We start from the raw sequence: 26,130 nt of genomic DNA, 5'->3' as shown, positions 1-26,130 counted from the left end.
GTTTACATGGAATAGTATTGCTAATTTTGCAATGGATAAGTGAAAAGTGTAAGAATTTTCTTATATATTTCCTCATCCATGAACTAAACTATAAATTCATTTAAAAAAGCTTATGAAAAGAAAAAATTATCATTTTCTATTTTTTCTATTCTTTCTGAGTTGGTCTCTCTGTTGGGGACAGACATCACGAGAATATGAAGTAACCGCGCCGGGAGGTCTAGAATCCCTGGTATCGTCCGAAAAACACACAATTACAGATCTTACCTTAACCGGTACCTTAAATGCAGCAGATTTTGCAACCATACGTAGCATGGCGGCTCTGCAAAATTTAAATTTAGAAAAGGCAAATTTAGTAGATAATACTTTGCCTGGGGGAGCATTCTCTGGAGCTAAATTGTTGAAAATAATTTTACCAAAAACTTTAGATGTAATTGCTTCATACGCTTTTACAAACGGTAAAATTGTATCTATAGACTTTAGTAAAAGTACAAATTTAACAACTATAGGCGGAGAAGCCTTTTCACAGTTACAATTAGAAAGTAACACCTTAGATTTTAGTAATAATACAAAATTACAGGTATTTGGATTAAGCTATTATAATCAAAATGGAGCATTTACAGGCAATTCCAATCATGTTATACTACCTAAAACATTAAAGCTCATACCCTCAAGGTTATTTAGTAATTTTAAAGGAAGTATAAGCTTACCAGAAGATCTAGAAACTATTGATGCCTATGCTTTTTTAAGTGCTAAGATGCCATCTATAGACTTTTCTCATAGTCCGAATTTATCCACTATAGGAGGAGAAGCTTTTACTGGTATTCAATTAGAAAATAATGTTTTGGATTTCACTACCAATTCCAAACTATCAAATTTTGGACTTAGTTATTACAATAATAATGGAGCTTTTACAGGGAATACAAGCCATGTAATATTACCCAAAGCATTAAAAATAATACCAAGTAAATTATTTAGTAATTTTAAAGGAAGTGTAACCTTACCAGAAGATTTAGAAATTATTGATGCCTATGCTTTTTTAAGTGCTAAGATGCCATCTATAGACTTTTCTCATAGTCCGAATTTATCCACTATAGGCGGAGAAGCTTTTACTGGTATTCAATTAGAAAATAATGTTTTGGATTTCACTACCAATTCCAAACTATCAAATTTTGGACTTAGTTATTACAATAATAATGGAGCTTTTACAGGGAATACAAGCCATGTAATATTACCCAAAGCATTAAAAATAATACCAAGTAAATTATTTAGTGATTTTAAGGGAAGTATAACCTTATCAGAAGAATTAGAAATAATAGAAGCCTATGCTTTTCAAAGAGCAGTAATGCCATCCATAGACTTTTCTCATAGTCCGAATTTATCCACTATAGGCGGAGAAGCCTTTTCACAGTTACAACTAGAAAGCAACACCTTAGATTTTAGCAATAATACAAAATTACAGGCATTTGGATTAAGCTATTATAATCAAAACGGAGCATTTACCGGCAATTCCAACCATGTTATACTACCTAAAACTTTAAAGCTTATACCCTCAAGGTTATTTAGTTATTTTAAAGGAAGTGTAACCTTACCAGAAGAGTTAGAAGAAATTCAAAATTATGTTTTTGCATATTCCACTATAAAAGAATTGTCGTTATCGAAAAGTTTAAAAACTATAGGAGTAGGAGCTTTTAGTGATATGAAACAATTGGAGAAACTCTCTATTTGCGCTACAACTCCTCCAACTTTAGGAAGCAATGTATTTAGTGGAGTACCTGTAAACAATGTTGAATTAGCGGTACCAAAAAATACAATATCTAGTTATAAAAAAGCTAATCAATGGAGCCAATTTACTCAAATAATAGAATCTAATATTTGTGAAGCTGCACCAATAAATCCATATGATTTAAATGTATATGCACCTAATAGCTATATATTTGATATAGAGCAAGCAAAGTCTTATAATTACGGGGGGATAGCGATACCTGTCGCTAAAGCCTATGCTATGTGGGAAAATAATGAATACCTAGATTACAAAGGTATCCCATCTGGAAAATTATCTTCTTCCGTATATTGGGAGGATGTAGAAGGTCTTATACGTTCTACTGAAATCGATCAGAATGGATCCAATTCTCAAATTAATGTTCAAATCAATCAAGCCAAAGGGAAAGGAAATGCTGTCATTGCTTTCCATGTAGGAGATACTGGGGATCCTAAACAAGACCCTGTTTATTGGAGCTGGCATGTATGGGTAACGGATGATCCCACTAAAGGAATAACTTATGATAATGGAACATTAGTAAATTCTTTTATGGACAGGAACTTAGGAGCTTTATCCAATAATTTTCTAGGAAATGATTGGAATCGTGCAGGAGGACTTATGTATCAATGGGGAAGAAAGGATCCATTCCCTCCTGGTGTCTATTTAGATGGGAATGCTCCTATAATTCATACTCTTAAGTATGGATCAGTAATAAATACTCCTATATTTCATAATAGAAACTATAATGAAGCTAATAGTAATATACAAGAAAGTGTACAACTTCCTTATTCAATCATTACAATGACTCCTGAGGAAATCCAAGATAGAAATAATCATTCTAAATATGCATGGTTTACTAATGATTTGGTTGGTTATGAACAAAAAAATGGAAGAACATTTGATTTATGGGGAAGTAATACAGAAGGTTATGCAACAGCGGGTATAATATCAGAACAAAAACAAAAATCCTCGTTTGATCCTTGTCCAGCGGGTTGGAGGGTACCTTCAGCCGGTTCAGATTCTCATTTTTATTGGGGATCACCGTGGGGGAAATATTTAGGATCAAATCAAAATTCCAAATATGATTTTAAAAATGATTCTAATGCAGAGAAAGATTTTTCAGGTTTAAAAATTTATCCGGGGTTAGGTTATGACTTTACAGAGGTAAAAGGATATAATATTGGAATTATTCCCGCTTCTGGACATTATTACGTTACTAATAGATTACTCTATCAAGATCAGGGATCAGAGGCTCAACTGTGGACAGCTACTTTAGGTACGCAGTCTAGACATGGAGGTACAGCTAATATGTTGCATTTAGTAAGTGATTTTTTACAAGATAATTTTACTGGGCGATATACTTTAGACTTTAATGAGATAACAGCAGGACATAATTCCTCTTTATTTGCAGTACGTTGTGTTAAAGAAGCTTTACCAGCCTTTGATTGGCAAACTATTTATTTACCTAACACTGTTAAGGAATATAGTGAAGGATTATATAATCCAAATTCTTATCTATTGGTGAAAAGTGAATTAGAACAAAAAATTAATATACCTGTAAATAAAGCCTTTGCCGCATATAATCAACTTTTGACAGATCATGAATGGCCAACAGGAAAACTATCTGAAAATATTTATTGGACAACTAATACACAATTGATTAAAAGTATAGCATTGCAAGGATCAAATGAAAATGGAATATTGCAAGTAACAATTAATCCTAACCAATCTGGTAATGCGGTTATATCTTTACATAATGGAGATCAGGGTAATTCTAACGATCCAGTTCTTTGGAGTTGGCATATTTGGGTCTCTAATTCAGATCCCACTTTAAATACATTCACCCATACTACAGAGAATAAGTTTTCTAAAGAAAAATTACCTCTTTTTGCATATAATACTTTAAATGGAACAGTCCCTTTAACTACAACCTTTATGGATCGTAATTTAGGTGCTACTGAATCAGATATTTCTTCTACTGATAGAAATATTTATGAAAACACTAAAGGATTGCTATACCAATGGGGGAGAAAAGATCCTATGCCTGTTTTTATACCTTTCTACTATGGTATTTGGGGAATTCATGATAAAATTTATTTAGGATCTACAAATTTGGGAAACCAACAATTTCCTAAAATATTAGATCATATTGAGCAATATGAAAAGCAATATACAATGACGTCATGGGAGAATACTTTGGAGGAAGTATTATTAAAATCAGTTAGAAATCCTTTACATCATTTATATAGAGGGAATTCACCTAGCTGGTTGCCAGAAGTATATCCTAAATTGTGGGGACATGCTAATGAAAAATCTCCTTTTGATCCCTGTCCTGATGGTTGGAGAGTTCCAGATTTTAGTGCTTCCGATCATTTAGGCTCACCTTGGTATAAAGAAGGAATGGGGTATTGGTATAAAGATAATAATGATCTAAGTATTTTTAAATTATCAGATAGTAATAGAGCTTTAGATAAAATAGGAGGAGTAACAGTTAAGAATAATTTAGGGACTGTAGGAATTAGTTTAAATAGTCAGCAGTATAATGTAGGAAACTATCCAGCAGTTGGAACCAGAGGAACTATTGATAATAATAATCCTATAGGTCTTGAAGGTTTATTATATTATGGAGTTAATTGGTCAGCTAATATGTTTATGGGCTCACAAACTTGGTTAAGACTACTAGCATCTGCATTTTCTATGGGAGAGGTTTCAGTTGATCCCTCTTCTTTATTTAGACCAAGGAGTGGAGCTTCAGTTCGTTGCGCAAAAGATGAAACAAGATTTACAGCAGAATCAATAGCAAATTCTCCGGAATATATAGTACCGATCAATCGAAATTTAAGATCTGAAGCAGTTGAGATTAATTCTAATAGTAAATTAACAGAATCACAAGTGCAAGTAACCCCAAATCCAAATTCGGGAATATTTAAAGTGATGTTGACAGATATACCGGAGGGTATGTTAAGAGTATTTAGCTTTACCGGAGATGAAGTTTATACTAAATCTTTTAAAGCAGAATCTGAGATATCTATAAATATTCAAAGTTTTCCGGCTGGGGTGTACGTTGTACAAGTACAGTCTCAAGGACAAACAGTTAGTAAAAAAATTATGAAAAAATAATTTTAATTTTTAATTTATTTTTAAAGGATAGCCGGTTGTAAAACCGGCTATTTTTATGAAAAAAATATAAATGTGTAAAGTTTGGTATAATATTCGCTTTATATCATTTTAAATTAATAACCCATTAAACTTTACAAAATGAAATTTAAAATTTTATTTTTTAGTGCAGCACTTTTATTTTTTACCAGTTGCGCTACTATAAATACCTCTTACGATTACAACAAAACTGTTGACTTTTCCCAGTTTAAAACCTTTGCTTTTTATAAACAAGGGATGGATAGTTTAAAATTAAATGATTTAGATAAAAATGTAATTATTTCTACAGTTACCAATCAATTGGAAAGTAAAGGTCTAAGCCAATCTACAGATCCAAGTTTATTGGTAAATATTTTAGCTTCTTCTCAGCAAGTGGTAAATGTTTATAATAATAATCCTTATTGGAATTCTCCATGGACAGGTCCTTGGGGCGGTCCTTGGCAAAACAGTTGGGGATGGGGATACGGCTGGGGTCCCGGATGGATCGGTCAAGATACAACCATCTCTGAAGATAGAATTGGACAAATTACCATACATTTAATAGATACTAGAAATAATACTTTGGTTTGGCAAGGGGTAGTTGGCGGGTTTAACGTTAGCGATGCAGCAAGTAAAGAAGCTCAAATAATTAAAGCTATTCAACAAGTTTTTACGAATTTTCCTCCTAAATAAATATTAAAATTTAAATTTATTAAGAAAGTCACTATTTATTGATTTAAATAGTGACTTTTTGCTTTTAAAAAAACTGATTTATTACCAATAAATTGCAAAAAGTTATATTTTTGCGCTTGGGTAAACCCTCACTTCTAGAACCTCTAATAAAATTTTAATGAATATAAATTCCTTTTTACGAAAAAAAAATATCTCAGATTTACAAAATGAAAACCACTCCTCTCAGTTAAATAAAATCTTAAATTTAAAAGATTTAACTTTTTTTGGAATAGCTGCCATTATTGGAGCAGGAATTTTTAGTACTATAGGAAGAGCCTCTTACGAGGGAGGTCCAGCAGTTTCCATGCTTTTTCTTTTTGTTGCTATCGCCTGTATTTTTACAGCACTTTGTTATGCTCAATTTGCTTCCATGATTCCGGTTAGCGGGAGTGCCTATACTTATACCTATGTTTCTTTAGGCGAAATTTTTGCTTGGACCATTGGTTGGGCTCTAATTTTGGAATATGCAGTATCCAACATTGTAATTTCCATTTCTTGGTCGGGATATTTTGTTTCAATGCTGCAAGGTTTTGGTATTCATTGGCCAGAATGGTTGGCAGTAGATTATTGGAATGCCCATCAGGCATTTTTAGCCCAACAAGCGCATGAGACACTTACCAATAATGATATAAAACTTGCAGAAGTTTATAAATCTGCTCCTAGCTTTGGTGGCATAAAAGTTTTATTTAATTTACCGGCAGGATTAATTACATTATTTGTAACCATATTAGCCTATATAGGAATTAAAGAATCAACCAAAGTTAGCAATGCTTTGGTTTGGATAAAATTGGTGGTTATTGTAGGAATTATTCTTATAGGTGCTTTCTATGTTAAACCAGACAACTGGACTCCGTTTTTACCCAATGGTTTTGAAGGAGTAATGGGTGGAGTAGCTGCTGTATTTTTTTCTTTTATAGGGTTTGACTCTATATCTACAACGGCCGAAGAATGTAAAAATCCTAGACGAGATTTACCCAGAGCTATGATTTTGTGTATTATTATCTGTACTGTGCTGTATGCTGCCATTGCTTTAGTTTTGACGGGTATGGTAAATTACAAAGAATTAAGAGTTGACGATCCTTTGGCTTATGTTTTTGATAAAATTGGAATGAATTTTATTGCTGGAATTATTTCTGTTAGTGCAGTTATAGCCATGACGGGAGCAATTTTAGTTTACCAAGTGGGGCAACCCAGAATTTGGATGACGATGAGTAGAGACGGTCTATTGTGGAAGCCTTTTAGCAAAATACATAAAAAGTATCATACCCCAAGTTTCTCAACCATAATTGCTGGTGTATTTGTAGCAATTCCCGCTATGTTTATAGATATGCAAGTAGTTGTAGATTTAACCAGTGTTGGAACTTTTTTTGCTTTTATATTGGTTTGTTCTGGGGTTTTATTTCTTGATTATAAAGGATATTCTAAACAAGCGAAATTTAAACTGCCTTACATAAACGGTAAATATATTATTTGTCCTTTATTTATATTTGCTATGTATGTTTTTTTATTTCAGGTAAATGGGTTGAAAATGTTAAGTGACAAGCCTCTATTGTATGTATTTTGGTTGGTATGGTTAGGTTTAGGTATAGGCTCGCTAAAATATCAATTTTCTTTACTACCGATCTTAGGAATTTTATTTAACCTTTATTTAATGACTGAATTGGGCTGGTCCAATTGGATTATGTTTATTGTTTGGTTAGTAATAGGTTTAACGATTTATTTTCTTTATGGAAGAAAAAATAGTAAGCTCAATCGAATATTTAATTCATAAAGTTGAGTTTTAATTGGTATTAACCAATTTATCAAAAAGATTCATCCATTTTTTCATTATAGCCTCTGGCGAATATCTGAGAATATTAGTAGAGGCAGCTTTTCCCATTTCTTTACGTTTATTTTCATCTTCAATGAGAAGAGATAATTTTTCAATAAATTCTTTCTTATCATTAAAGGCTACTAAATACCCGTCTTTATTGTTATTGATGATGTCTCTAGGACCACATTTACATGCATAAGAAACAGGAGGAACCCCGTAAGACATGGCTTCAGCCAAAGCCAAGCCAAAGCCTTCGTATTTAGAAGTCATTGCATAGATGGAACTCTCTAAAAAAACCTTTTCAATGTTTGGCGTTGCTGGTAAAATTTTAATAAACCCTGTTAACTTTAATTTTGATATTAACTGTTTTAATTTTCTTTCTTGGCTACCGCTTCCATAGATTTCAAGTTTCCAATCCGGATATTTTTTTGCTATAACAGACCATATTTCAATTAAATGATCCAATTGTTTTTGTTGATTTAAGCGACCAAGCGTAATCACTTTTTTATTTTCTAATTCCGAGGTACTTTTAGGTATACAGGTAAGAGCATTTTCAATAACTTCAATATTGGATAATCGATTTCCCCAAGATTCTTTATCTTCATGCGTTAATACCACGAACTTATCAAACTTCTGGATGATGGCGTATTCCTGTCTTCTATAAAAATAAGTAATAAGCCTTCCTAAATAATATTTATCTAATTTTGCGTAATAATAAGCTCGTTTATATTTAGCAAAATGTCTTTCTAATATTTTCTTACTTCCATCTTTAAGTTCATATATGTATTTAGAAAAAATGCAAAAAGTGGAAATGGTAATATCTGGCTTAATCTCTGAAAATAACTTTGATAGTGAATCTAAAAATATCTTCTTATTTTTATTAAAATTTATTTTTTTTCTAAGTCCGTGATCTTTTCTAATGTCTAAATTTAAATAGTGGAATTTAACATTAGGATCAAAATAAAAAAAAGGCTTGCTAGGAGCAGGGCATATAACAACCATATGTACTTGATACCCATGAGAAACTAAGTAGTTAGACTTAGTAGATAAAATTCTCTCTATTCCTCCAGAATTGTGTATATTTTCAACACAATAAGCTATTTTCATAATATTAGTTTATAGATAAAAGTTTGCAAATATACATTAAATCAATTAGGTGTTCTAATTGATTTAATGTATAAAAAATATATCTATGATTAAAACTAATGTTTATGATTTATTTTTTTTAGCAAAATATTCTAAAAAGTGATCGGGATGAGCTCCAGTTCTATCTCCATTATCCAAAGAATCTATTGTATGTATTTCCTCCTCTGTAAGTATGAAATTGAATATATCCGCATTGGCTAAGATTCTTTCTGGATTTGTGCTTTTAGGAATTGTAACCACCCCTTTTTGCAAATCCCAGCGTAAAATTATTTGAGCCACACTTTTTTCATATTTTTCAGCAATTTGTTTTAAGGTAGGTGCTTCAAAAAGTCCGCCTCTTTTTAAAGGAGACCATGCTTCGTACTGAATGTTATTTTTTTTGCAAAAATCTAATAGTTCTTGTTGCACTAAATTGGGATGAAACTCCATTTGATTAACCATGGGTTTAGTACCTCCTAGGTCGATGATTTTTTGTAAGTGGTGTTGCATGCAGTTGCATACGCCAATGGCTTTTATTTTTCCCTCTTTATATAATTCATCCATGGCCTTCCACGCTTCTAGGTAATAGTCCGGATGAGGCCAATGAATTAAATATAGATCTATATAATCCAATCCTAATTTATTTAATGAGGAATAAAAAGCTTTTTTAGTGTCTTCATATTTTTGTTCAGTATACCATACTTTGGTGGCAATAAAAATTTCTTCTCTTGCTATCGAAGTAGATTTTATAGCTTCTCCAACCCCTTCCTCATTGAAATAATAAGTAGCTGTGTCAAGATGTCTATAGCCGGCATCTAATGCTTTATGAATAGAGTTAATAACTTCCTGTCCATCCTCTGCCTTATATAGACCTAAACCTAAATATGGCATCTTTACCCCATTAGATAAATTAACGGTTCCTTTGATATCTGTTATTTTCATGTTCACTTAATATGAAATTACTCAAATGTACTATTTTTTGCCTTAAAATATACCTAAAGTAAGCAACTTTAATGAAATTTTCTTACTTTTATTTCTAAAACTATCTATCATGCTGAGAAAAATAATTATGTTCGTTCTTTTATTCAATTTTATATCATCTTTATGTGCCCAAGAATATGAATGGCATTCTCCAGATTATGATCTTATTAAAAAAGAAACTTTTAACGAAAAATCGGAATTTCTTTACTCAAATTTATTGTCTAGATTTTATGCTTTTGATAGTACCTTAACTAAAAAAGATTATGAATATTTATACTATGGATATCTTTATCAAAAAGAGTATAAACCTTATAAAAAAGCAAAAAATGAAACAGCTCTTTTATCTATTTTAAAGAAAAATTCGCAAATACAAGAAGAGGATTATGAGGAAATCATAAAACTTACAACAGAATCTATACAAGAATATCCTTTTGCTTTAGATGCGATGGCTATTTTAAGTTATATTTATAAATTAAAAGGAGATACAGAAAATTATTTAAAAATTCGTTTTAGACTTTATGATATTTTAGAAGTAATAACAAATAGTGGGGATGGAAGTACTTGTAGAAATGCTTTCCATGTAACTTCTACAGATCATGAATATGTACTTTTGAAAATGATTAATAAAAAGCCCATTTCTCAAGAACTTATTTTTCTGAAAGACCCAGTAGCCTACTGTGATTTACAAAAACTACATGAAAATTCAAAAGGATATGATTCAGTTTACTTTGATGTGACTAAACTATTTGAAGCACAAGCTGAACGGATTAAAAAAGGTGAATAATTGTTTAAGCAATTTTAAATATAAGTAAGCAGAAATTATGATCGAGATGATTAAAAATAATTTCCTCTTTCATTTTTATTTCTTCATTAAAATTACAATTGGATAAATTTTTGGTATTATTAAAAATTAGCACTTTATGTTCCCTAATTAAAGTTTCAATCTTATTAATTTCAGGAGAAAAGTTTATTTTTAAATTACCTAATTTCACTAATGTTTTTAGTGTTTGTAACTTATTCTCAATAAGATCTAAAGTATTGTTTATAATTAATATACTTTTAGTGTTTGGTTGTATTTCATTCTGTACCAAGATATTAATTTTTCTATTAAGAAAGTGTAGTTCTTCTACTTTCTTTAAAATAACGTCTTTTTTATCCTTGATTTCCTGAAAGTTTCTATCTAAAACTTCAGGTATATAAACCGCTAAAAAAACTGTAGCTACTAAAGTGGCAACATCAATAATATTAATATCTACAGAGAGTGGAAGATTATAATAATGTCTAATTGCTATACCAATAACTATACCTATACATAAAAGAGAAATGTACAAAAGTATTTTAGTTTTGTTACTTTTCATTATCTTTAGCGAGCTAATAATTAATTATTTACAAAGCTATATAATAATTTTTAGATATATACTTAACTATAATTGTATTAAATATATATTGTTATTAAATGCAACTAAGAAAACCAATATTTCCCATAAAAAATAATTTATTGACTTACCTTGATAAATACAATAAAACGACAGAAATCTCTATGTTGTATGAGGATTTATTGAGATTTAAAGATTATACAGTTATTGAAGATAAAGATGGAAAGGATACCTTGTGGTTGAGTGTATATTATTCTCAATGGGAGCAGGAAGAAATTCAACAGAATTTAAAGATTATTTACACGTATTTGCACTCCGATGGAGACCGTACAACTTTACCCTTTTTAAAAGTTGAGTCTATTGAATTTTGTACTTTTGGAAACTCCAAACCTTTCCGTATAAGGGTGAAGAATATCCTTAATGAAAATTACACAAACTTTTACATAAAGAAAGCAGATGCTTCCAGAATTTATGGTTTAGAATTGGAAGATTTACTTTCTCCCCATCGGGTTAATTATTTAGTTTATAAAGATACATTAATTGAAGAGCATATATTGGGGATACCTGGAGATATTTTTATAGAGAGACATTTACCTCTTTGTTCTGATTTAGAAAAATCACAAATTGCTAAGGAATTTGTAAAGTTTAATGAGCGTTGTCTTTTAGGATTGCTAGGAGATATGCGTTCCTATAATTATGTGGTTGTTGTAACTCATGATTATGATCAAATTGTATATCGAATACGATCGATTGATTTTGATCAGCAAAGTTATGAAGGAGATTTATCATTTTATATGCCTCAATTTTTTAAAGAAAATCAATTAATGTTAGAATTGATTGATGAAAAATTAGAAGCTAATTCTGTGGAGCAATATAGAAAAGAGGTGCGATCGGTGATAGCTAAACGTATATTAAATAGTTTTGAAAGATATTCGGATTTAATTTCTATTATGAAAGAAGATCACATTTCAACAGATGAAAAAATTAATCAATTAAAATTAGCATTGTATAAACTAACTTATAGTTATCATTTTAAGCACTGTGATACTATGGGGGAGATTGTTGAAACGGGTTTAAATTTTATTGTAAAAAATTACCGTAAACATAACTAAATATTTACGGTAAATTTTTTAACGAATTTAATCTTTACTTTACTAATTCAGCAATATCATTCAACCCTTGCGTTAGAGCTTGAGAAGATGCTGTATTTCCTCTTATATCTTTTATAGAGGTATCTGCTCCTTTTTCTAAAAGTAGTTTAGCAATTTCCATACGGTTAAAAGTAGCAGCAAAAAATAAGGCAGTTGCCCCATTAGAATTGGTAACATTTACATCCGCTCCAGCTTCAATCAATTTATTAGCAATATCGTAAAAGCCTTTAAAACAAACTCCCATTAGCGCTGTATTCCCTGATCCATCTTTTTCATCAAGATTGGGTTTAAGCTTTAATAAAAAATCAACGATATCTATATTTCCATAGTAGGACGCCAACAATAAAGGTGTTGAACCACGATGATCCTTGGAATTTAGTAGGTCTTTATTTTCTTCTAATATTTCTTTTACGCTGTTTAAATCTTCCAAACGTATGGCTTGAAATAAATTTTCTTGATTGTTCATGTTCTAGTTTAAAAAATAGAAACTGCTAAATGCAGTTTCTATAAAATTTTGTGCAATATATGATGTTAAGTAATAATTAAATACCTAAAGCTTTTCTTACTCCTGCGCCATATTCTGGATCAGCTTGATCGAAAAGGTTTAATTGACGTTCTACAACTTCTTTAGATACTCCTTGCATAGCTTCTTTTATGTTCTGGAATAATCTTTGTTTTTCCTCAGGAGTAAATAAACGGAATAAATCTCCTGGTTGTTTAAAGTTGCCGTAGGTATCATTTTCTTCATATCTAGCAGCATTTCCATCAATTTTCAGTGGAGGTTCTTCCAAAGATCGATCTTCCACCGGGCCGTTTTTACTATTAGGCTCGTAATAAGCATCCGGATTTGAATTGAAATTTTCAAAGAATCTCATAGCTCCATCTTTATGATAGTGATTTACCTCTGAGATTGGACGGTTGGGAGGTAACATTTCATAATGTGTACCTAATCTGTATCTATGGGCATCGGCGTATGAAAAAATACGAGCTTGTAACATTTTGTCTGGAGAAAAACTTATCCCAGGAACTATGTTTGAAGGTGAAAATGCAGCGTTTTCAATAAATTGGAAATAATTACTAGGATTTTCATTAAGTTCCATAACTCCAACATCAATTAAAGGAAAATCTGCATGTGGCCAAACTTTAGTAACATCAAATGGATTGAATGGACAGTTTAGTGCATCCTCTTCTCCCATAATCTGTATATAAACTTTCCATTTTGGAAAATTACCATTTTCTATAGCATTAAATAGTTCTTCTTGATATTTTTCTCTGGTTTGCCCCGTAATTTGTTCAGCCTCTTTATTGGTATAATTTTCAATTCCTTGTTGGGTTTTGAAATGAAATTTCACCCAGAATCTTTCACCATTATTATTCCAAAAAGAATAGGTGTGAGAACCAAATCCATGCATATGCATAGGAGTTTTAGGGATTCCTCTGTCTGACATTAAAATAGTTACTTGGTGTAAACTTTCTGGAGTTAAAGACCAAAAATCCCACATAGCTTCGTTCGAACGTAAATTTGTCTTAGGATGTCTTTTCTGTGTATGAATAAAATCTGGAAATTTATATCCATCTCTTACAAAAAATACTGGGGTATTGTTTCCAACTAAATCCCAATTACCTTCCTCTGTATAGAATTTTAAAGCAAACCCCCTAACGTCACGTTCAGTATCGGAAGCCCCTAATTCACCGGCGACTGTTGAAAATCTTGCAAGCATTTTAGTTTGTTTTCCAATTTCAGAAAAAATGTTTGCTCGTGTGTATTTAGTGATGTCATGGGTCACGGTAAAAGTTCCCATAGCTCCCCAACCTTTAGCATGTACAACCCTTTCAGGGATACGTTCTCTATTTTGATGAGCCAATTTTTCTATTAGTTTAAAATCTTGCAATAATACAGGCCCCTTAAACCCAGCGGTTAATGATTTTTGATTGTTGGAAATTGGATTTCCAGCGGTAGTTGTTAATTTTTTTCTATTCATATCCTTAAAAGTTTTTTATTTAAATTGATCTATATGGTAAAGATAAGTCTTTATCCCATATTAATTAAATTTTTTCCATTTAAATACTAAATGTGTGAATAAAATAAATCTATACTTAAATTTTAGATGAATCAATTTAATAAAATTTCACTTTTAATATAAAAATAAACGGTTTTCTTAAGCAATTTTATTTTCAAGTAATAGATAAAAAGAATATTCTAAAGCAACTTCTTTAAGTGATTCAAAACGTCCGCTTGCACCTCCGTGTCCGGCATCCATATTTGTGTGTAACAAAAGTAAGTTAGAATCAGTTTTTAATTCCCGTAATTTAGCCACCCATTTGGCTGGTTCCCAATATTGCACTTGCGAGTCATGCAAACCTGTAGTTACCAATAAATTAGGGTAATCTTTAATCTCAATATTGTCGTAAGGAGAATAAGATTTCATATACTCGTAATACTCTAGATCATTGGGATTTCCCCATTCGTCATATTCTCCTGTTGTTAAAGGAATGGATTCATCCAACATGGTGGTAACCACATCCACAAATGGAACATCGGCAACAACTCCATGGAAAATTTCTGGAGCAATATTGATTACTGCACCCATTAATAAACCTCCAGCACTACCTCCATTCGCATATAAATGTTGGGGAGAAGTATATTCATTATTTATAAGGAATTTAGCACAATCAATAAAATCGAAAAAAGTGTTTTTCTTTTTTAGCATCTTACCATCTTCGTACCAAAGTCTACCTAAATCCTCTCCACCTCTAACATGAGCAATTGCATAAATAAATCCTCGATCCAATAAGGATAATCGTAAAGAGCTAAAGGTAGGTTCTATAGAATAACCATAGGATCCGTAGCCATAAAGAAGTAAAGGAGTTTGATTGGATATAGCAGTTGTTTTCTTTCTTACGATTGAAATGGGGATTTTAATACCGTCTCGAGCAGTTGCCCATAAGCGTTTGGTTTCATAGTTTTCAGGGTTAAAATCGCCCAATACCTCTTGTTGTTTAAGCAAAGTTTTGTGTTGAGTATTCATATCAAATTCAAAATCGCTCCAAGGAGTGGTTAATGAACAATACTTATAGCGTAATTTATCGGTATTAAAATCAAGGTTTGTAGATAAACCTACCGTGTATACTTCTTCGTTTAAAGGAAGAAAGTATTTAACTTTTTTATTCCAAGATTCAATGAATATGCGAACCAATCCCTTTTCTCTTTCTTCAGTAACTAAATAATTTTTAAAAAGTTCAAAATTCTCAAGTAAAATATTTTCTCTATGTGGAATTACTTCTTGCCAGTATTCTTTTTGAGTTTTATTTACTGGAGTTTTCATTAACTTAAAGTTGTAAGATTTATCTTTATTAGTTAAAATGTAAAAGTGATTTTCAAAATGATCAAATGAATATTCTAAATTTCTCTCTCTAGTTTGAAAAATTTGCCAATCGCCGTTTGGTTGATCTGCTGAAATAATCCTGTATTCATCTGAAACAGTGCTACCGGAAGCAATTATCAAATATTCCATGGATTTAGTTTTCGCAACACTTACATTAAATGTTTCGTCTTTTTCTTCGTATATTAAAGTATCCTCGCATTGAGGGGTTCCTAGTTGGTGTTTAAAAATTTTATTCGGGCGTAAAGTTTCTAAATCTTGAGTGGAATAAAATAAGGTTTGGTTGTCATTTGCCCACACAATATTTCCGGTTGTGTTTTCTAATTGATCCTGAAGAATTTCCTGAGTTTCAAGATCTTTAATTCGTATGGTATAGATTCTTCTGCTTAGAGAATCAAAAGAATAGCAAGCCAATTGGTTGTTAGGGCTAACGTTTATGCCTCCTAAATGATAGTAGCTATATCCTTGGGCTAGTTCATTTACATTAAACATAATTTCTTCGGATGCAGTAGGAACATCTTTACGTCTGACATATATAGGGTATTCTGCACCTTTTTGATATCTAGTTTTATAAAGATAACCATTGTATTGATAAGGAGCTGACTCATCTTCTTCTTTAATTCGAGATTTCATTTCCTTAAACAATTTTCTTTGTAATTCTTCAGTAGATTCTAGTTTTTCTTCGGTGTATTTGTTTTCCTGTTCCAAATACTGAATGACTTCAGGATTTTCTCGATTATTCAGCCAATAATAATTATCTATTCGTATGTCTTGATGAATTTTTAATTCTTTAGGTATTTTTTTTGCTTTGGGTTGGTTCATTTTTAATAGCTTATTTATAATTAAATGTACAATATCACGAATTAAATATAATGGCAATATTTATGGATTATTTTTCATTGATAATTACACTTTAATTACTAATTTATCATAGCAACAGGGTATATTTAAATCTTTAATTAAATATATTCATGTAATAATAGATTTATATACCTTACGGACAATTGTATTAATGATTAGTAATTAATATTTGAGTATTATAAAGTAAAATAAAATTTTAGAATAGTTTATTTAATAATTTTCTACTTTGTTCCAAAGCTACTCCAAAAACCAAATGAGATCCAAATTCCCATACCCACCAAGATTTAGGCATGTCTTTCACTTTTCCCTGTAAGCCTAAAGCAGGAACTGTGGATCCGTGTGTAGCAGCCCAAACCACAGCACCTGCAGTAATCCCTTCTTCTACTTTCAATCTTTTATTAGAATTCACTAAAGTTACGTAGGCAACGCCAATAACTGCCCCTAAAGCATAGTGAATAAATTTCATAGATTTCACTGCTTCTTGGTTCTGTAGTTCTTCGTTTGTAACCGCTGAATATATTTTTTTGGCTAAAATTGCTGGAGGCATATTTTCAGGCTGGTGCTTTACATCTGCACCTTTCAATTGTAATTCTTTGGGTGTAGGTGGAAAATGTTTTTCACCTAAATCTTGTAAAGGTGGTTCTACGATAGATTTAACCCATGAAGCTAAAATTCCAACAGCGACCCCTTTTATTAAATTTTTTGTACAACAATTCATAAAGATTATTTTTTAATTGATAATTTTATTTACTAGTGAAATTTCAATGGGACATTCTAATAAGGGTGTAATTTCTTGAGTAGTTTTTAAAAATCTTTCAGTTTTTAAGTGAATATCCAGATATTTTTTATGGTTCCATATTTCATGGAAAAAGAAAATATTATTGTCCGTAATGCTTCGGTACAAATCGTATTGTTTGCAACCTATTTCCATTAGGGTAGGAGTAATTAAAGATTGAAGCAATTTTTCAACTTCATTAATTTTATCTTTTTTAGCGGTTATTTTAGCTATTACTGTAACCATTAAATTAAAGTTATTATAGTTCTTTTAAAGGTAGTAAATTAAAATTGAATTTTTTTGTTTAGGAAGTATAAAAAAAATCACCTTAGATAAGGTGATTTTTTAGAGGCTTCGAGCGGATTCGAACCGCTGTACAAGGTTTTGCAGACCTCTGCCTAGCCACTCGGCCACAAAGCCCTATTTCTTAGGAAGGCAAATTTACAAATTTTTATTTATAAAATACAAAATTAATTGAACTTCTTTTTAAAAGTTACCTTCACAGTATCTAGATCTGCATTTACGGGAGGATTAATTTTTTCAACAGAAATTTTAGCTTTATTTATCGTAGGGAATTGTAAATTTATTTCAAATAAAATTCTATGAGCTATATTTTCTAATAAATTTGATCGCTTATGCATTTGAGCTTTAATAATATTTGTTAGATCTCCATAATTCACAGTGTCTGTAAGGTTATCACTTAAACCTGCCATTTTTAAATCCATCCAAACAATTAAATTTATTAGATAGAAAGAACCTATCTTAGCTTCTTCAGCCATGCAACCATGATTGGCATAGATTCTAATATTTTTTAATTTAATTTTTTCCATTAAAATATACTTTTTGCTATTCTTTGTATATTATTGCTTCTACCCATGGAATAAAAGTGTAGAACAGGTACCCCATATTCAATTAATTCTTTGCATTGTTGTATGGACCATTGAATACCAATCTCATTTGCTTCTTTATTATTTTTGCATTTTTCTATGGCTAAAACTAATTCTTGAGGAATATCAATATGAAAAATTTTGGGCAAAATGTTTAAATGTTTTTTTATTGAAATAGGTTTAATACCAGGGATTATGGGTATAGTAATACCAGCTTCTCTACATCTTTCAACAAAGCTAAAATATTTTTTGTTATCGTAGAAAAGTTGAGTAACTATATAGTCCGCACCTGCTTCTATCTTTTTCTTTAGGTAATAAAAATCGGTATCTAGATTAGGGCTCTCAAAATGTTTTTCAGGGTAGCCGGCTACGCCTATACAAAAATTTGTGGCGCCGTTAGCATATTCATCGTGCAAATATTTTCCGTTATTCATATCTACTACTTGATGAATTAATTGATTGGCATAAGAATACCCTTGGGGATGCGCTTGGTAAGTACCTTCGCTTTTTATAGGATCTCCACGTAAAACTAGAATATTATCAATCTCTAGAAAATTTAAATCTATTAATAGATTTTCAGTTTCTTCTTTATCAAATCCACCACATATAACGTGTGGAACAGCATCCACTCCATATCGATGTTGAATAGCAGCGCAAATACCAACGGTTCCAGGGCGTTTACGAGTAACTATTTTTTGAATGGATCCATTGGAAAATTCTTTATATTCGTATTCCTCTCTATGATAGGTGACATCTATAAATGGAGGATTAAACTCCATTAAGGGTTCAATATTTGAAAATATGCTTTGTAAATTATCACCTTTTTTAGGAGGAAGAATTTCAAATGAAAATAACGTTTTTCCTTGGGCTTGTTCAATATGCTCTATAACTTTCATACAATTACTAAAATTTCTTCAAAATCTGGCAAATATAGTTATATTATTTATGATATTTTTTTAAGTTTAATATATGCTTTTTAAGTATCTACTAAAAATGATTCTTTAAAAATTTAAATCTTAAAGATTAAATTTTAATATGTATTTTTTTAGTTTTTAATAATTCTAAATTTGAATTTTAAAAATAGAATTAAGTAAATTAACTTTGTAGTTTAAATTCATTAAAAAATATATACATATACTTTAATCTAAATATATTTCTTTTTCGGCAAAATGAAAAAGTGATTCTATGCGGGCATTTTCATCACTATCGGACCCGTGAATAGCATTTCTTTCCATGGATTCTGCGTATTTTTTTCTTAATGTTCCTTCCTCTGCATTTTTAGGGTTCGTAGCACCTATTAATTTTCTAAATTCTTCAACAGCGTTTTCTTTTTTTAAAACAGCAGCAACTATAGGACCAGAAGTCATAAATTCAACTAAGTTTTTAAAGAATGGTTTATCTTTATGAATGCTGTAAAACTTTTTGGCATCTTGAGAAGTAAGTTGAGTCAATCTTAAGGCTATAATAGTAAATCCTGCATTCGTTATATCGTTAATAATATTTCCCATATAACCATTTTTCACTGCATCAGGTTTTATCATGGTTAGGGTTAAATTCTTATTATTTATCATAAGTGTATATTTTTTATTAAAATTAAAAAAAACACTTCATAATTCTTGATTATGAAGTGTATATATAAAAATTAAATGTATAATTATTTAATTGGGTATTTAAGCCAATAAAGAAACTGGATTTTCTAAATATAATTTTAAAGTTTGTAGGAATTGAGCGCCGGTTGCTCCATCAACTACTCGGTGATCGCAAGCCAAAGAAATATTCATGGTATTGCCTATAACAATTTGATCATCTTTTACAATTGGTTTTTGATTAATAGCTCCTACTGAAAGAATACAAGAGTTGGGTTGATTAATAATAGAATTGAAAGATTCTACTCCAAACATTCCTAAGTTAGAAATTGTAAATGTAGATCCATCCATTTCATTTGCTTTTAATTTTTTATCTCTAGCTCTTCCAGCTAAATCTTTCACAGATGAAGAAATTTGTGAAAGAGATAAATAGTCAGTATTCTTAATCACTGGAACCACTAAACCATCTTCTACAGCTACGGCTACTCCAATGTTAATATTTCCGTGATGTATAATTTTAGAATCAGTCCATGAGCTATTAATTTGTGGATGCTTTCTTAGAGCTACTGCTACAGATTTAATCACCATATCATTAAATGAAACTTTGGTGTCTGGAAGACTATTAATTGCTTTTCTGGCTTGAATAGCATTGTCCATATTAATTTCAAACACCAAATTATAGTGAGGGGCTGTAAATAAACTATTGCTTAAGCTTTTTGCAATAGCATTTCTCATGGAAGAATTAGGGGTTTCTGTATCTACTCCAGGTGTCACTTGTAACGTAACGGCTGGTGAGGAAGGTTTAGTGGTAGAAACTTTAGGTGTTGAACTGCTAGTTGCCGGTACAAAATTTTCAACATCTTTACGAGTAATTCTACCATTGTCTCCACTACCTTGTATCTGAGCGAGTTCAATACCTTTATCATTAGCGATTTTTTTAGCTAAAGGAGAAGCAAATATTCTCTTATTATCGGACGAAATAGAGTTTTTATTCTCGTTAGAAGAAGTAGGAAAAATTTTATTCTCGGGCTGTTCCGATGTTTTAGGAGTAGTAGATGCAGATACTGATCCACCATTTTTAATTACCCCACTTACATCTGTTCCTTGAGGACCAACAATGGCTAAAAGTGAATCTATAGGAGCAGAATCTCCTTCTTTTACAGCCTGATAAAGTAAAGTCCCACCATTTCCATCATATTCAAAATCTTGTACGGCTTTATCAGTTTCAATTTCTGCTATAACATCACCCTCATTAACTTGATCTCCTACATTTATATTCCATTTAGAAACTTTACCTTCAGTCATAGTATCACTCAATCTAGGAATAGAAATTATCTCTACCCCTTCAGGAATGCTAGCAGCCGGCTGAGAAGTTTCTTGTGTTTGGGGTTCATTTTTTTTTTCAGTGGTATTAGAAGTTGAAGTTTGAGAAACACCGCCTTCAATTAATCCACTTATATCTTCACCCTCTTGTCCAATAATCGCTAATAGTGTATCCACGGGCGAAGATTCCCCTTCTTTAACCCCTTGGTATAAAAGTACACCTCCATCACCATCATATTCAAAATCTTGTACTGCTTTGTCCGTTTCAATTTCAGCAAGAACATCTCCTTCTTTAACAGGATCTCCAACTTTAACGTTCCATTTGGAAACTTTTCCGTCTGTCATTGTATCGCTTAGACGGGGCATTGTTATTTTTTCAGCCATAATTTGGTTATGATTCGATTAATTATTTATTGATTTTCAAATTTATCTAAAAAAGGATAGTTAGGTTCTGAATAAATATAATCATACATGACATTAGGTTCAGGATAAGGGGCATTTTCTGCAAAATTTCCTACTTCGTTCATGTAATCTTTTATACTCTTATCTAAAGAATCTAATTCCTCTTCGGTAGCCCATTGGTTTGAAAGAATTTTATGCTTAACCATTAAGATCGGATCTTCTTTCTTATGCTCTTCAACTTCCTGTTTAGTTCTGTAAGGTTCAGCGTCAGACATTGAATGTCCTCTATATCTGTAAGTTCTAACTTCAAGGAAAGTAGGTCCATCTCCTCTTCGTGCTCTTTCAATAGCTTCGTAAGCTGCTTCTGCAACTATTTCGGGGTTCATCCCGTCTACGGGAGCACAAGGCATTTCATAACCCAATCCTAGTTGATAAATATCTAAGTTGTTGGTAGTTCTTTCAACCGAAGTACCCATAGCGTATTGATTGTTTTCACATACAAATACCACTGGTAGCTTCCAATTCATAGCCATATTGAAAGTTTCATGTAAGGTTCCTTGTCTAACAGCACCGTCTCCCATGTAACAGATGGTAACTCCATCTCTATCAAAGTACTTATCTGCAAAAGCGATACCAGCCCCTAAAGGAATGTGTCCACCTACAATTCCGTGACCTCCGTAAACATTGTGCTCTTTGCTAAAAAGATGCATGGAGCCTCCCAATCCTTTAGAAGTACCAGTAGCTTTACCACAAAGTTCAGACATAGCTGCTTCGGGAGATACTCCCATAGCTAAGGCATGTGCATGGCAACGGTAGGAAGTTATTACTTTATCTTTTTTTATATCCATAGCATGGGTAAACCCAGCTGCAACTGCTTCTTGTCCATTATAAAGATGTAGAAAACCTCTAATTTTATCTTTCAAATAAAGAGAACGTGCCTTTTCTTCAAAACGTCTCCATTTGGTCATATCTTCAAACCATTTGAGATAAACCTCTTTGTTAAATTCTTTCATCCTTTTTCTGTATTGTGCCACAAATTTACATTAATTCCTATGAAATAACAAAAATAAGATTTTATAAGTTTTGATGGGTTTATTGATAGAATTTATAGCTTACATATACTTAATGATTTAATATATAAGTTTAGAAATTATTGATTAATCAATAATTTTTTTCATAATTAAAAATTTGTAACATTTTACATAATAGATTTTTAACTATCAGGTATATTTCTAAATTATATATGTGTATAATTATGATTGTATTATTAAATTGCTTAAAATAATTTCAATATTTTAATTTTTAAAGTCAATGTAGGATTTTATATATCATTTCCATAAGGATATCTTTGGTGGTTGCTTGCGAGGATACTTGTACTCCTTTGGATTTTATATCTGCATCCCTTAGGTAGGAAATGCATAAAGTAGTTTTTTTTAAGGGATAGTTTTTTATTGCTGTTATATATTCATTTGCAAAAAAAGGATTAATTTTTAGTTCTTTAGCAATATTTTGTGGGGTTTTCACAGGTAAGCTGTGCACGATTAATAAATTTGAAAAAAAACTAATCATTGTACCAAATGTTAGAACTATAGGATTTGCTTTAGGATTTTTTTCAAAATAATCTATTATTTTATAAGCTTGTGTAGCATTTTTTTCAACAATCGCTTTTCTTAACTCAAAATTGTTATATTCTTTACTTATACCTATATTTTTTTCAATGATCTCAGGAGTAATTTTTTTCGAATCACGAAGAATAAGTTTTAATTTTTGTACTTCATTATCAATTCTTGATAAGTCTGATCCTAGAAATTCAGCCAATAAAGCTTTAGATTTTTCATCTATTTCTAGTCCTGATGATTGGCAAAGGCTACCAATCCAAGCGGGGACTTGGTTATCGTATAATTTATCTGATGAAAAAATATAGCCTCGTTGGTTTAGTTGTTTCGTCAAAGATTTTCTTTTATCTAAGGCTTTGTACTTATAGTTTATCACCAATATGGTGGATGATTGAGGGTTTTTAATATAATTTTCAAAAGATTCAGATTTATCAAAGTTCAGTCCTTTCGCTTCTTTTACAATTATTAATTGCCGTTCTGCACCCATTGGAAACTGTTTAGCTAAGGAGATAATAGAATCAAGATCAGTTTCTGTACCATAAACGATGGTTTGGTTGAAAGCCTTCTCTTCTTCGTATAGTACATTTTCTTCTAATAATGTGCTGATTTTATCTATATAAAAAGGTTCTTCACCTTCTAAAAAATAAATGGGTAAAAACTTTTTGTTTTTAATATCTTTGACCAAATTATTGTATTCTTTCATAGGCGAAATCAATGGAGCTTTCGGTATTAAACTTTCCTGAAAAATATGAATTTCAAATTAAAGAGAAATGTTCTCTTTGGTATATTTTTGACGAAGTTAGAAAAAAATGGCTAATACTAACTCCTGAGGAGTGGGTTAGACAAAATGTGATTAAGTATTTACAAAAAGAAAAAAAAATACCTAAATCTGCTTATTTAATTGAGAGAAGAATACAATTAAATAATCAGGTAAAAAGACTGGATCTTTTAATACTAAAAAAAACGGAACCCTTTTTACTTGTAGAATGTAAGGCTCCAGAAATTTCTATAAGTGAAGCAGTATTTGAACAAGCAGCAAGATACAATTTGGAAATTAAAGCTCCTTATCTGCTTTTAACTAATGGGTTGAATCATTTATATTTCTACTACGATAGTCATAAAAATGTATATAGTTTAATTAAAGATTTTAACTATTAATCTGAATATTTTACAACCACTTTTTTCTTTTTAACCAGAAATAAATTAAAATGGTAATTACTACCATAACAATCATTATTATAGGATATCCCCATCGATTTTGAAGCTCAGGCATATAACTAAAATTCATTCCATAAATACCAGCAATGAAAGTTAGTGGCATAAAAAAGATAGAGAAAACGGTAAGAGTTTTCATAATTTCATTGGTTTTTTGAGAAGATAAGGATATGTACAAATTCAATAAGTTATTTAAATCATCTGAAACCTGTTCATGCAGGGTGGTTAATTTTGTATAGAGATCTTTTAAATCTTGAAATTCTGGTTTTTCACTTTTATTGGGCTTGAGGGCGCTGATAACATTATCTGAAAGTATGAGAAGTTTAGAGCATAAACTGGTTTTTCTTTTTAAAGAGTAAATGTTTTTTAATGAGACTGAAGTATTCTTACTTGCAAATAAATTATTCTCGTAAGATTCTAATTTATTCATAGTGCTTAAGAGTGCTTGATTATAGGATTGAAGGCATTCTGACAGTATTTTTATAATTATTGCAAGGGTAGTTTTTGCTTTGTTTGAATCTACGAACTTCAATTTAATATCTAAAAGAAAATCAATTTTAACTCGGTGAACCGTAATAATAACTTTATCATTGTAAAATATGGCTATTTTATTGGTAATTGATTGTATGTTTGCTTCTTTTTTAGCATTTATATTAACGATTCGTACAATTAAAAAGTTTATATCTTCTCCAGATTCATACTTAGGTAAATGATTGGGTTCTAGACTATCAGCCAAATTATAGTAATTTAGATTATATTTTAATGCAATTTCTTGTAATTCGTCTTTATTCGGGTTTTGTAAATCAATCCACTCGTAATGGGTTTGTTGAACGTTTGATGATGGCATATATTAAATTTATTTAATACTAAAATCTTATCAAAATTGCAATAACAACTTTGCTGAAAACAATTTATTATATTTACTAATTCTTTGTAAATATAATATGAAATTTTATCCATTAACCGTAAAAAAAGTAAAACCATTAACATCTATCAGTAAATCCATTGATTTACAAATTCCTGAAGAGCTCAAGGCTGTATTTAAATGGAAACCTGGACAATTTGTGTGTTTGAAATTCTCTATAAATGGTGAAAAAGTGGAAAGAGATTATTCCATTTGCAATGCGCCTAACAATGAATGTATTACATTAGCTATTAAAAAAACTAAAAATCCGTACATATCTTCTTATTTAAATGAGCATATAAAAGAAGGAATGCATTTACAAGTTTCTGCACCCTTAGGAAATTTCGGGATTGACTCACGTCCTAATGAAAAAAGAACATTGGTAGCTTTTTCTTCTGGGAGTGGTATTACACCCATTTTAAGTATAATTATAGATACCCTACAAAAAGAAAAGGATGTAAAATTCTATTTATTTTATGGCAACTCTGAAGAGAGTGATGTAATGTTTAAAGAAGATTTGGATTTGCTTAGATCTAAAAATCCAGATAATTTTTTTGTACATTATTTTTACTCACAGCAAAAAGTGAATGATAAATTTTATGAAGGTCAATTAGATGAAAATAAATTAAAATTAATTATTAACCAAATTGTGGATTGGAATGAAGTGGATAAAGTTATGATATGTGGACCTACCAGTATGACTGTTACTTTAGCCAATGCCGTTTATAAACAAGGCATACCCAAAGAAAATATTCATTATGAATTGTATGAACCGGTTGATAAAGTTTTTATGGATGATGAGGTTGTATCGTCTTCTGTTGATGAGGTGGAAGTTATTTTCACCTATGAAGGCGAAACAAAATCAATTCAGTGGTTGAATAATGGAAGCACTCTTTTAGATGCTTTGCTTGATTTGGGTATTGATGCTCCTTATTCTTGTAAAGGTGGAGTATGTGGAACATGTCAATGCACAAAAGAAGGCGGAGATGTTGTTTTAGGAGAAAACTTAGTTTTAACGGATGAAGATTTACAAAATCATAAAATTCTTACCTGTGTTGCCTATCCTAAAAGTAATAAATTAAAAATAAACATGGACGAGCTATAAA

At 30.9% G+C, this 26,130-nt stretch carries 22 protein-coding genes and 1 tRNA gene; 7 read left to right on the top strand and 16 right to left on the bottom strand.

Annotated features, from left to right (window positions below; translation table 11 throughout):
• Nucleotides 1-112: 112 nt before the first annotated feature.
• From ETU08_RS06030 to ETU08_RS06020, 3 genes are all read left to right on the top strand, one after another.
• Nucleotides 113-4,879 carry a leucine-rich repeat protein gene (locus tag ETU08_RS06030; protein ID WP_146262124.1) on the top strand — a complete coding sequence of 1,589 codons (4,767 nt, stop codon included), beginning with the start codon at nucleotides 113-115 and terminating at the stop codon, nucleotides 4,877-4,879.
• A 138-nt stretch (nucleotides 4,880-5,017) separates the two neighbouring features.
• Nucleotides 5,018-5,587 carry a DUF4136 domain-containing protein gene (locus ETU08_RS06025; protein WP_146262123.1) on the top strand — a complete coding sequence of 190 codons (570 nt, stop codon included), beginning with the start codon at nucleotides 5,018-5,020 and terminating at the stop codon, nucleotides 5,585-5,587.
• Nucleotides 5,588-5,744: 157 nt separating this feature from the next.
• Nucleotides 5,745-7,397, top strand: a complete 1,653-nt coding sequence (locus ETU08_RS06020; RefSeq protein WP_146262122.1) for an amino acid permease — start codon at nucleotides 5,745-5,747, stop codon at nucleotides 7,395-7,397.
• Between the two features lie 9 nt (nucleotides 7,398-7,406).
• Here ETU08_RS06020 and ETU08_RS06015 read toward each other — a convergent pair whose 3' ends face one another.
• Together ETU08_RS06015 and ETU08_RS06010 are read right to left on the bottom strand one after the other, a co-directional pair.
• Nucleotides 7,407-8,546 (bottom strand): glycosyltransferase family 4 protein, encoded by a 1,140-nt coding sequence (locus ETU08_RS06015; protein WP_146262121.1) that lies wholly within the window; start codon nucleotides 8,544-8,546, stop codon nucleotides 7,407-7,409.
• Between the two features lie 102 nt (nucleotides 8,547-8,648).
• Nucleotides 8,649-9,506, bottom strand: coding sequence for an aldo/keto reductase (locus tag ETU08_RS06010; RefSeq protein WP_146262120.1), 858 nt, complete (start codon nucleotides 9,504-9,506; stop codon nucleotides 8,649-8,651).
• 109 nt (nucleotides 9,507-9,615) lie between these two features.
• Here ETU08_RS06010 and ETU08_RS06005 point away from each other — a divergent pair, with 109 nt between their 5' ends.
• Nucleotides 9,616-10,329, top strand: a complete 714-nt coding sequence (locus ETU08_RS06005; RefSeq protein ID WP_146262119.1) for a DUF4919 domain-containing protein — start codon at nucleotides 9,616-9,618, stop codon at nucleotides 10,327-10,329.
• Nucleotides 10,330-10,333: 4 nt separating this feature from the next.
• Here the strand turns inward: ETU08_RS06005 and ETU08_RS06000 are convergent, their stop codons facing one another.
• Entirely contained in the window at nucleotides 10,334-10,903 is a 570-nt protein-coding gene (locus ETU08_RS06000; RefSeq protein WP_146262118.1) for a hypothetical protein, read from the bottom strand.
• A gap of 98 nt (nucleotides 10,904-11,001) precedes the next feature.
• Between ETU08_RS06000 and ETU08_RS05995 the strand changes: the two genes are divergently transcribed.
• Nucleotides 11,002-12,033, top strand: a complete 1,032-nt coding sequence (locus tag ETU08_RS05995) for a hypothetical protein (RefSeq protein ID WP_146262117.1) — start codon at nucleotides 11,002-11,004, stop codon at nucleotides 12,031-12,033.
• 34 nt (nucleotides 12,034-12,067) lie between these two features.
• Here the strand turns inward: ETU08_RS05995 and ETU08_RS05990 are convergent, their stop codons facing one another.
• The 12 genes from ETU08_RS05990 to holA all read right to left on the bottom strand — a co-directional run bounded on the left by ETU08_RS05990 (nucleotide 12,068) and on the right by holA (nucleotide 23,608).
• A complete protein-coding gene (locus ETU08_RS05990) occupies nucleotides 12,068-12,538 on the bottom strand; it encodes an ankyrin repeat domain-containing protein (RefSeq protein WP_146262116.1) in 471 nt (156 codons plus the stop codon).
• Between the two features lie 76 nt (nucleotides 12,539-12,614).
• On the bottom strand, nucleotides 12,615-14,054 hold the full coding sequence (locus tag ETU08_RS05985; RefSeq protein WP_146262115.1) for a catalase: 1,440 nt from the start codon (nucleotides 14,052-14,054) through the stop codon (nucleotides 12,615-12,617).
• Nucleotides 14,055-14,231: 177 nt separating this feature from the next.
• Nucleotides 14,232-16,277 carry a S9 family peptidase gene (locus ETU08_RS05980; RefSeq protein ID WP_146262114.1) on the bottom strand — a complete coding sequence of 682 codons (2,046 nt, stop codon included), beginning with the start codon at nucleotides 16,275-16,277 and terminating at the stop codon, nucleotides 14,232-14,234.
• Nucleotides 16,278-16,512: 235 nt separating this feature from the next.
• On the bottom strand, nucleotides 16,513-17,034 hold the full coding sequence (locus ETU08_RS05975; protein WP_146262113.1) for a DUF1440 domain-containing protein: 522 nt from the start codon (nucleotides 17,032-17,034) through the stop codon (nucleotides 16,513-16,515).
• 12 nt (nucleotides 17,035-17,046) lie between these two features.
• A complete protein-coding gene (locus ETU08_RS05970; protein WP_146262112.1) occupies nucleotides 17,047-17,337 on the bottom strand; it encodes a putative quinol monooxygenase in 291 nt (96 codons plus the stop codon).
• A gap of 103 nt (nucleotides 17,338-17,440) precedes the next feature.
• Nucleotides 17,441-17,511: transfer RNA gene (locus tag ETU08_RS05965), tRNA-Cys, on the bottom strand.
• A 50-nt stretch (nucleotides 17,512-17,561) separates the two neighbouring features.
• Nucleotides 17,562-17,921 (bottom strand): dihydroneopterin aldolase, encoded by a 360-nt coding sequence (folB, locus tag ETU08_RS05960; protein WP_146262111.1) that lies wholly within the window; start codon nucleotides 17,919-17,921, stop codon nucleotides 17,562-17,564.
• Nucleotides 17,921-18,874 carry a methylenetetrahydrofolate reductase [NAD(P)H] gene (gene metF, locus ETU08_RS05955; protein WP_146262110.1) on the bottom strand — a complete coding sequence of 318 codons (954 nt, stop codon included), beginning with the start codon at nucleotides 18,872-18,874 and terminating at the stop codon, nucleotides 17,921-17,923. The genes folB and metF overlap by 1 nt, the downstream gene beginning before the upstream one ends.
• 243 nt (nucleotides 18,875-19,117) lie before the next feature.
• Nucleotides 19,118-19,549 carry a nucleoside-diphosphate kinase gene (locus tag ETU08_RS05950; RefSeq protein ID WP_146262109.1) on the bottom strand — a complete coding sequence of 144 codons (432 nt, stop codon included), beginning with the start codon at nucleotides 19,547-19,549 and terminating at the stop codon, nucleotides 19,118-19,120.
• 99 nt (nucleotides 19,550-19,648) lie between these two features.
• Nucleotides 19,649-21,271 carry a dihydrolipoyl dehydrogenase family protein gene (locus ETU08_RS05945; protein WP_146262108.1) on the bottom strand — a complete coding sequence of 541 codons (1,623 nt, stop codon included), beginning with the start codon at nucleotides 21,269-21,271 and terminating at the stop codon, nucleotides 19,649-19,651.
• Nucleotides 21,272-21,297: 26 nt separating this feature from the next.
• Nucleotides 21,298-22,302 (bottom strand): pyruvate dehydrogenase (acetyl-transferring) E1 component subunit alpha, encoded by a 1,005-nt coding sequence (gene pdhA, locus ETU08_RS05940; protein WP_146262107.1) that lies wholly within the window; start codon nucleotides 22,300-22,302, stop codon nucleotides 21,298-21,300.
• 295 nt (nucleotides 22,303-22,597) lie between these two features.
• Nucleotides 22,598-23,608 (bottom strand): DNA polymerase III subunit delta, encoded by a 1,011-nt coding sequence (holA, locus tag ETU08_RS05935; protein ID WP_146262106.1) that lies wholly within the window; start codon nucleotides 23,606-23,608, stop codon nucleotides 22,598-22,600.
• Nucleotides 23,609-23,619: 11 nt separating this feature from the next.
• Between holA and ETU08_RS05930 the strand changes: the two genes are divergently transcribed.
• The gene (locus ETU08_RS05930; RefSeq protein WP_146262105.1) at nucleotides 23,620-24,063 is read left to right on the top strand and encodes a type I restriction enzyme HsdR N-terminal domain-containing protein; all 444 of its coding nucleotides are present in this window, start codon (nucleotides 23,620-23,622) and stop codon (nucleotides 24,061-24,063) included.
• A 10-nt stretch (nucleotides 24,064-24,073) separates the two neighbouring features.
• On the opposite strand, the gene ETU08_RS05925 is transcribed toward ETU08_RS05930, so the two are convergent.
• Complete coding sequence (locus ETU08_RS05925; RefSeq protein ID WP_146262104.1) at nucleotides 24,074-24,967, bottom strand: magnesium transporter CorA family protein; 894 nt, start codon at nucleotides 24,965-24,967, stop codon at nucleotides 24,074-24,076.
• Between the two features lie 97 nt (nucleotides 24,968-25,064).
• Here ETU08_RS05925 and ETU08_RS05920 point away from each other — a divergent pair, with 97 nt between their 5' ends.
• Nucleotides 25,065-26,129: a 2Fe-2S iron-sulfur cluster-binding protein gene (locus ETU08_RS05920; protein ID WP_146262103.1), complete on the top strand. Its 1,065-nt coding sequence runs from the start codon at nucleotides 25,065-25,067 to the stop codon at nucleotides 26,127-26,129.
• The last annotated feature ends 1 nt before the right edge of the window (nucleotide 26,130 follow it).

It is taken from the genome of Apibacter muscae, assembly GCF_007845635.1.
Taxonomy (GTDB): domain Bacteria; phylum Bacteroidota; class Bacteroidia; order Flavobacteriales; family Weeksellaceae; genus Apibacter; species Apibacter muscae.
The sequence above is the reverse complement of the archived record's forward strand: the minus strand, read 5'-3'. Positions and strand labels throughout refer to the sequence as shown.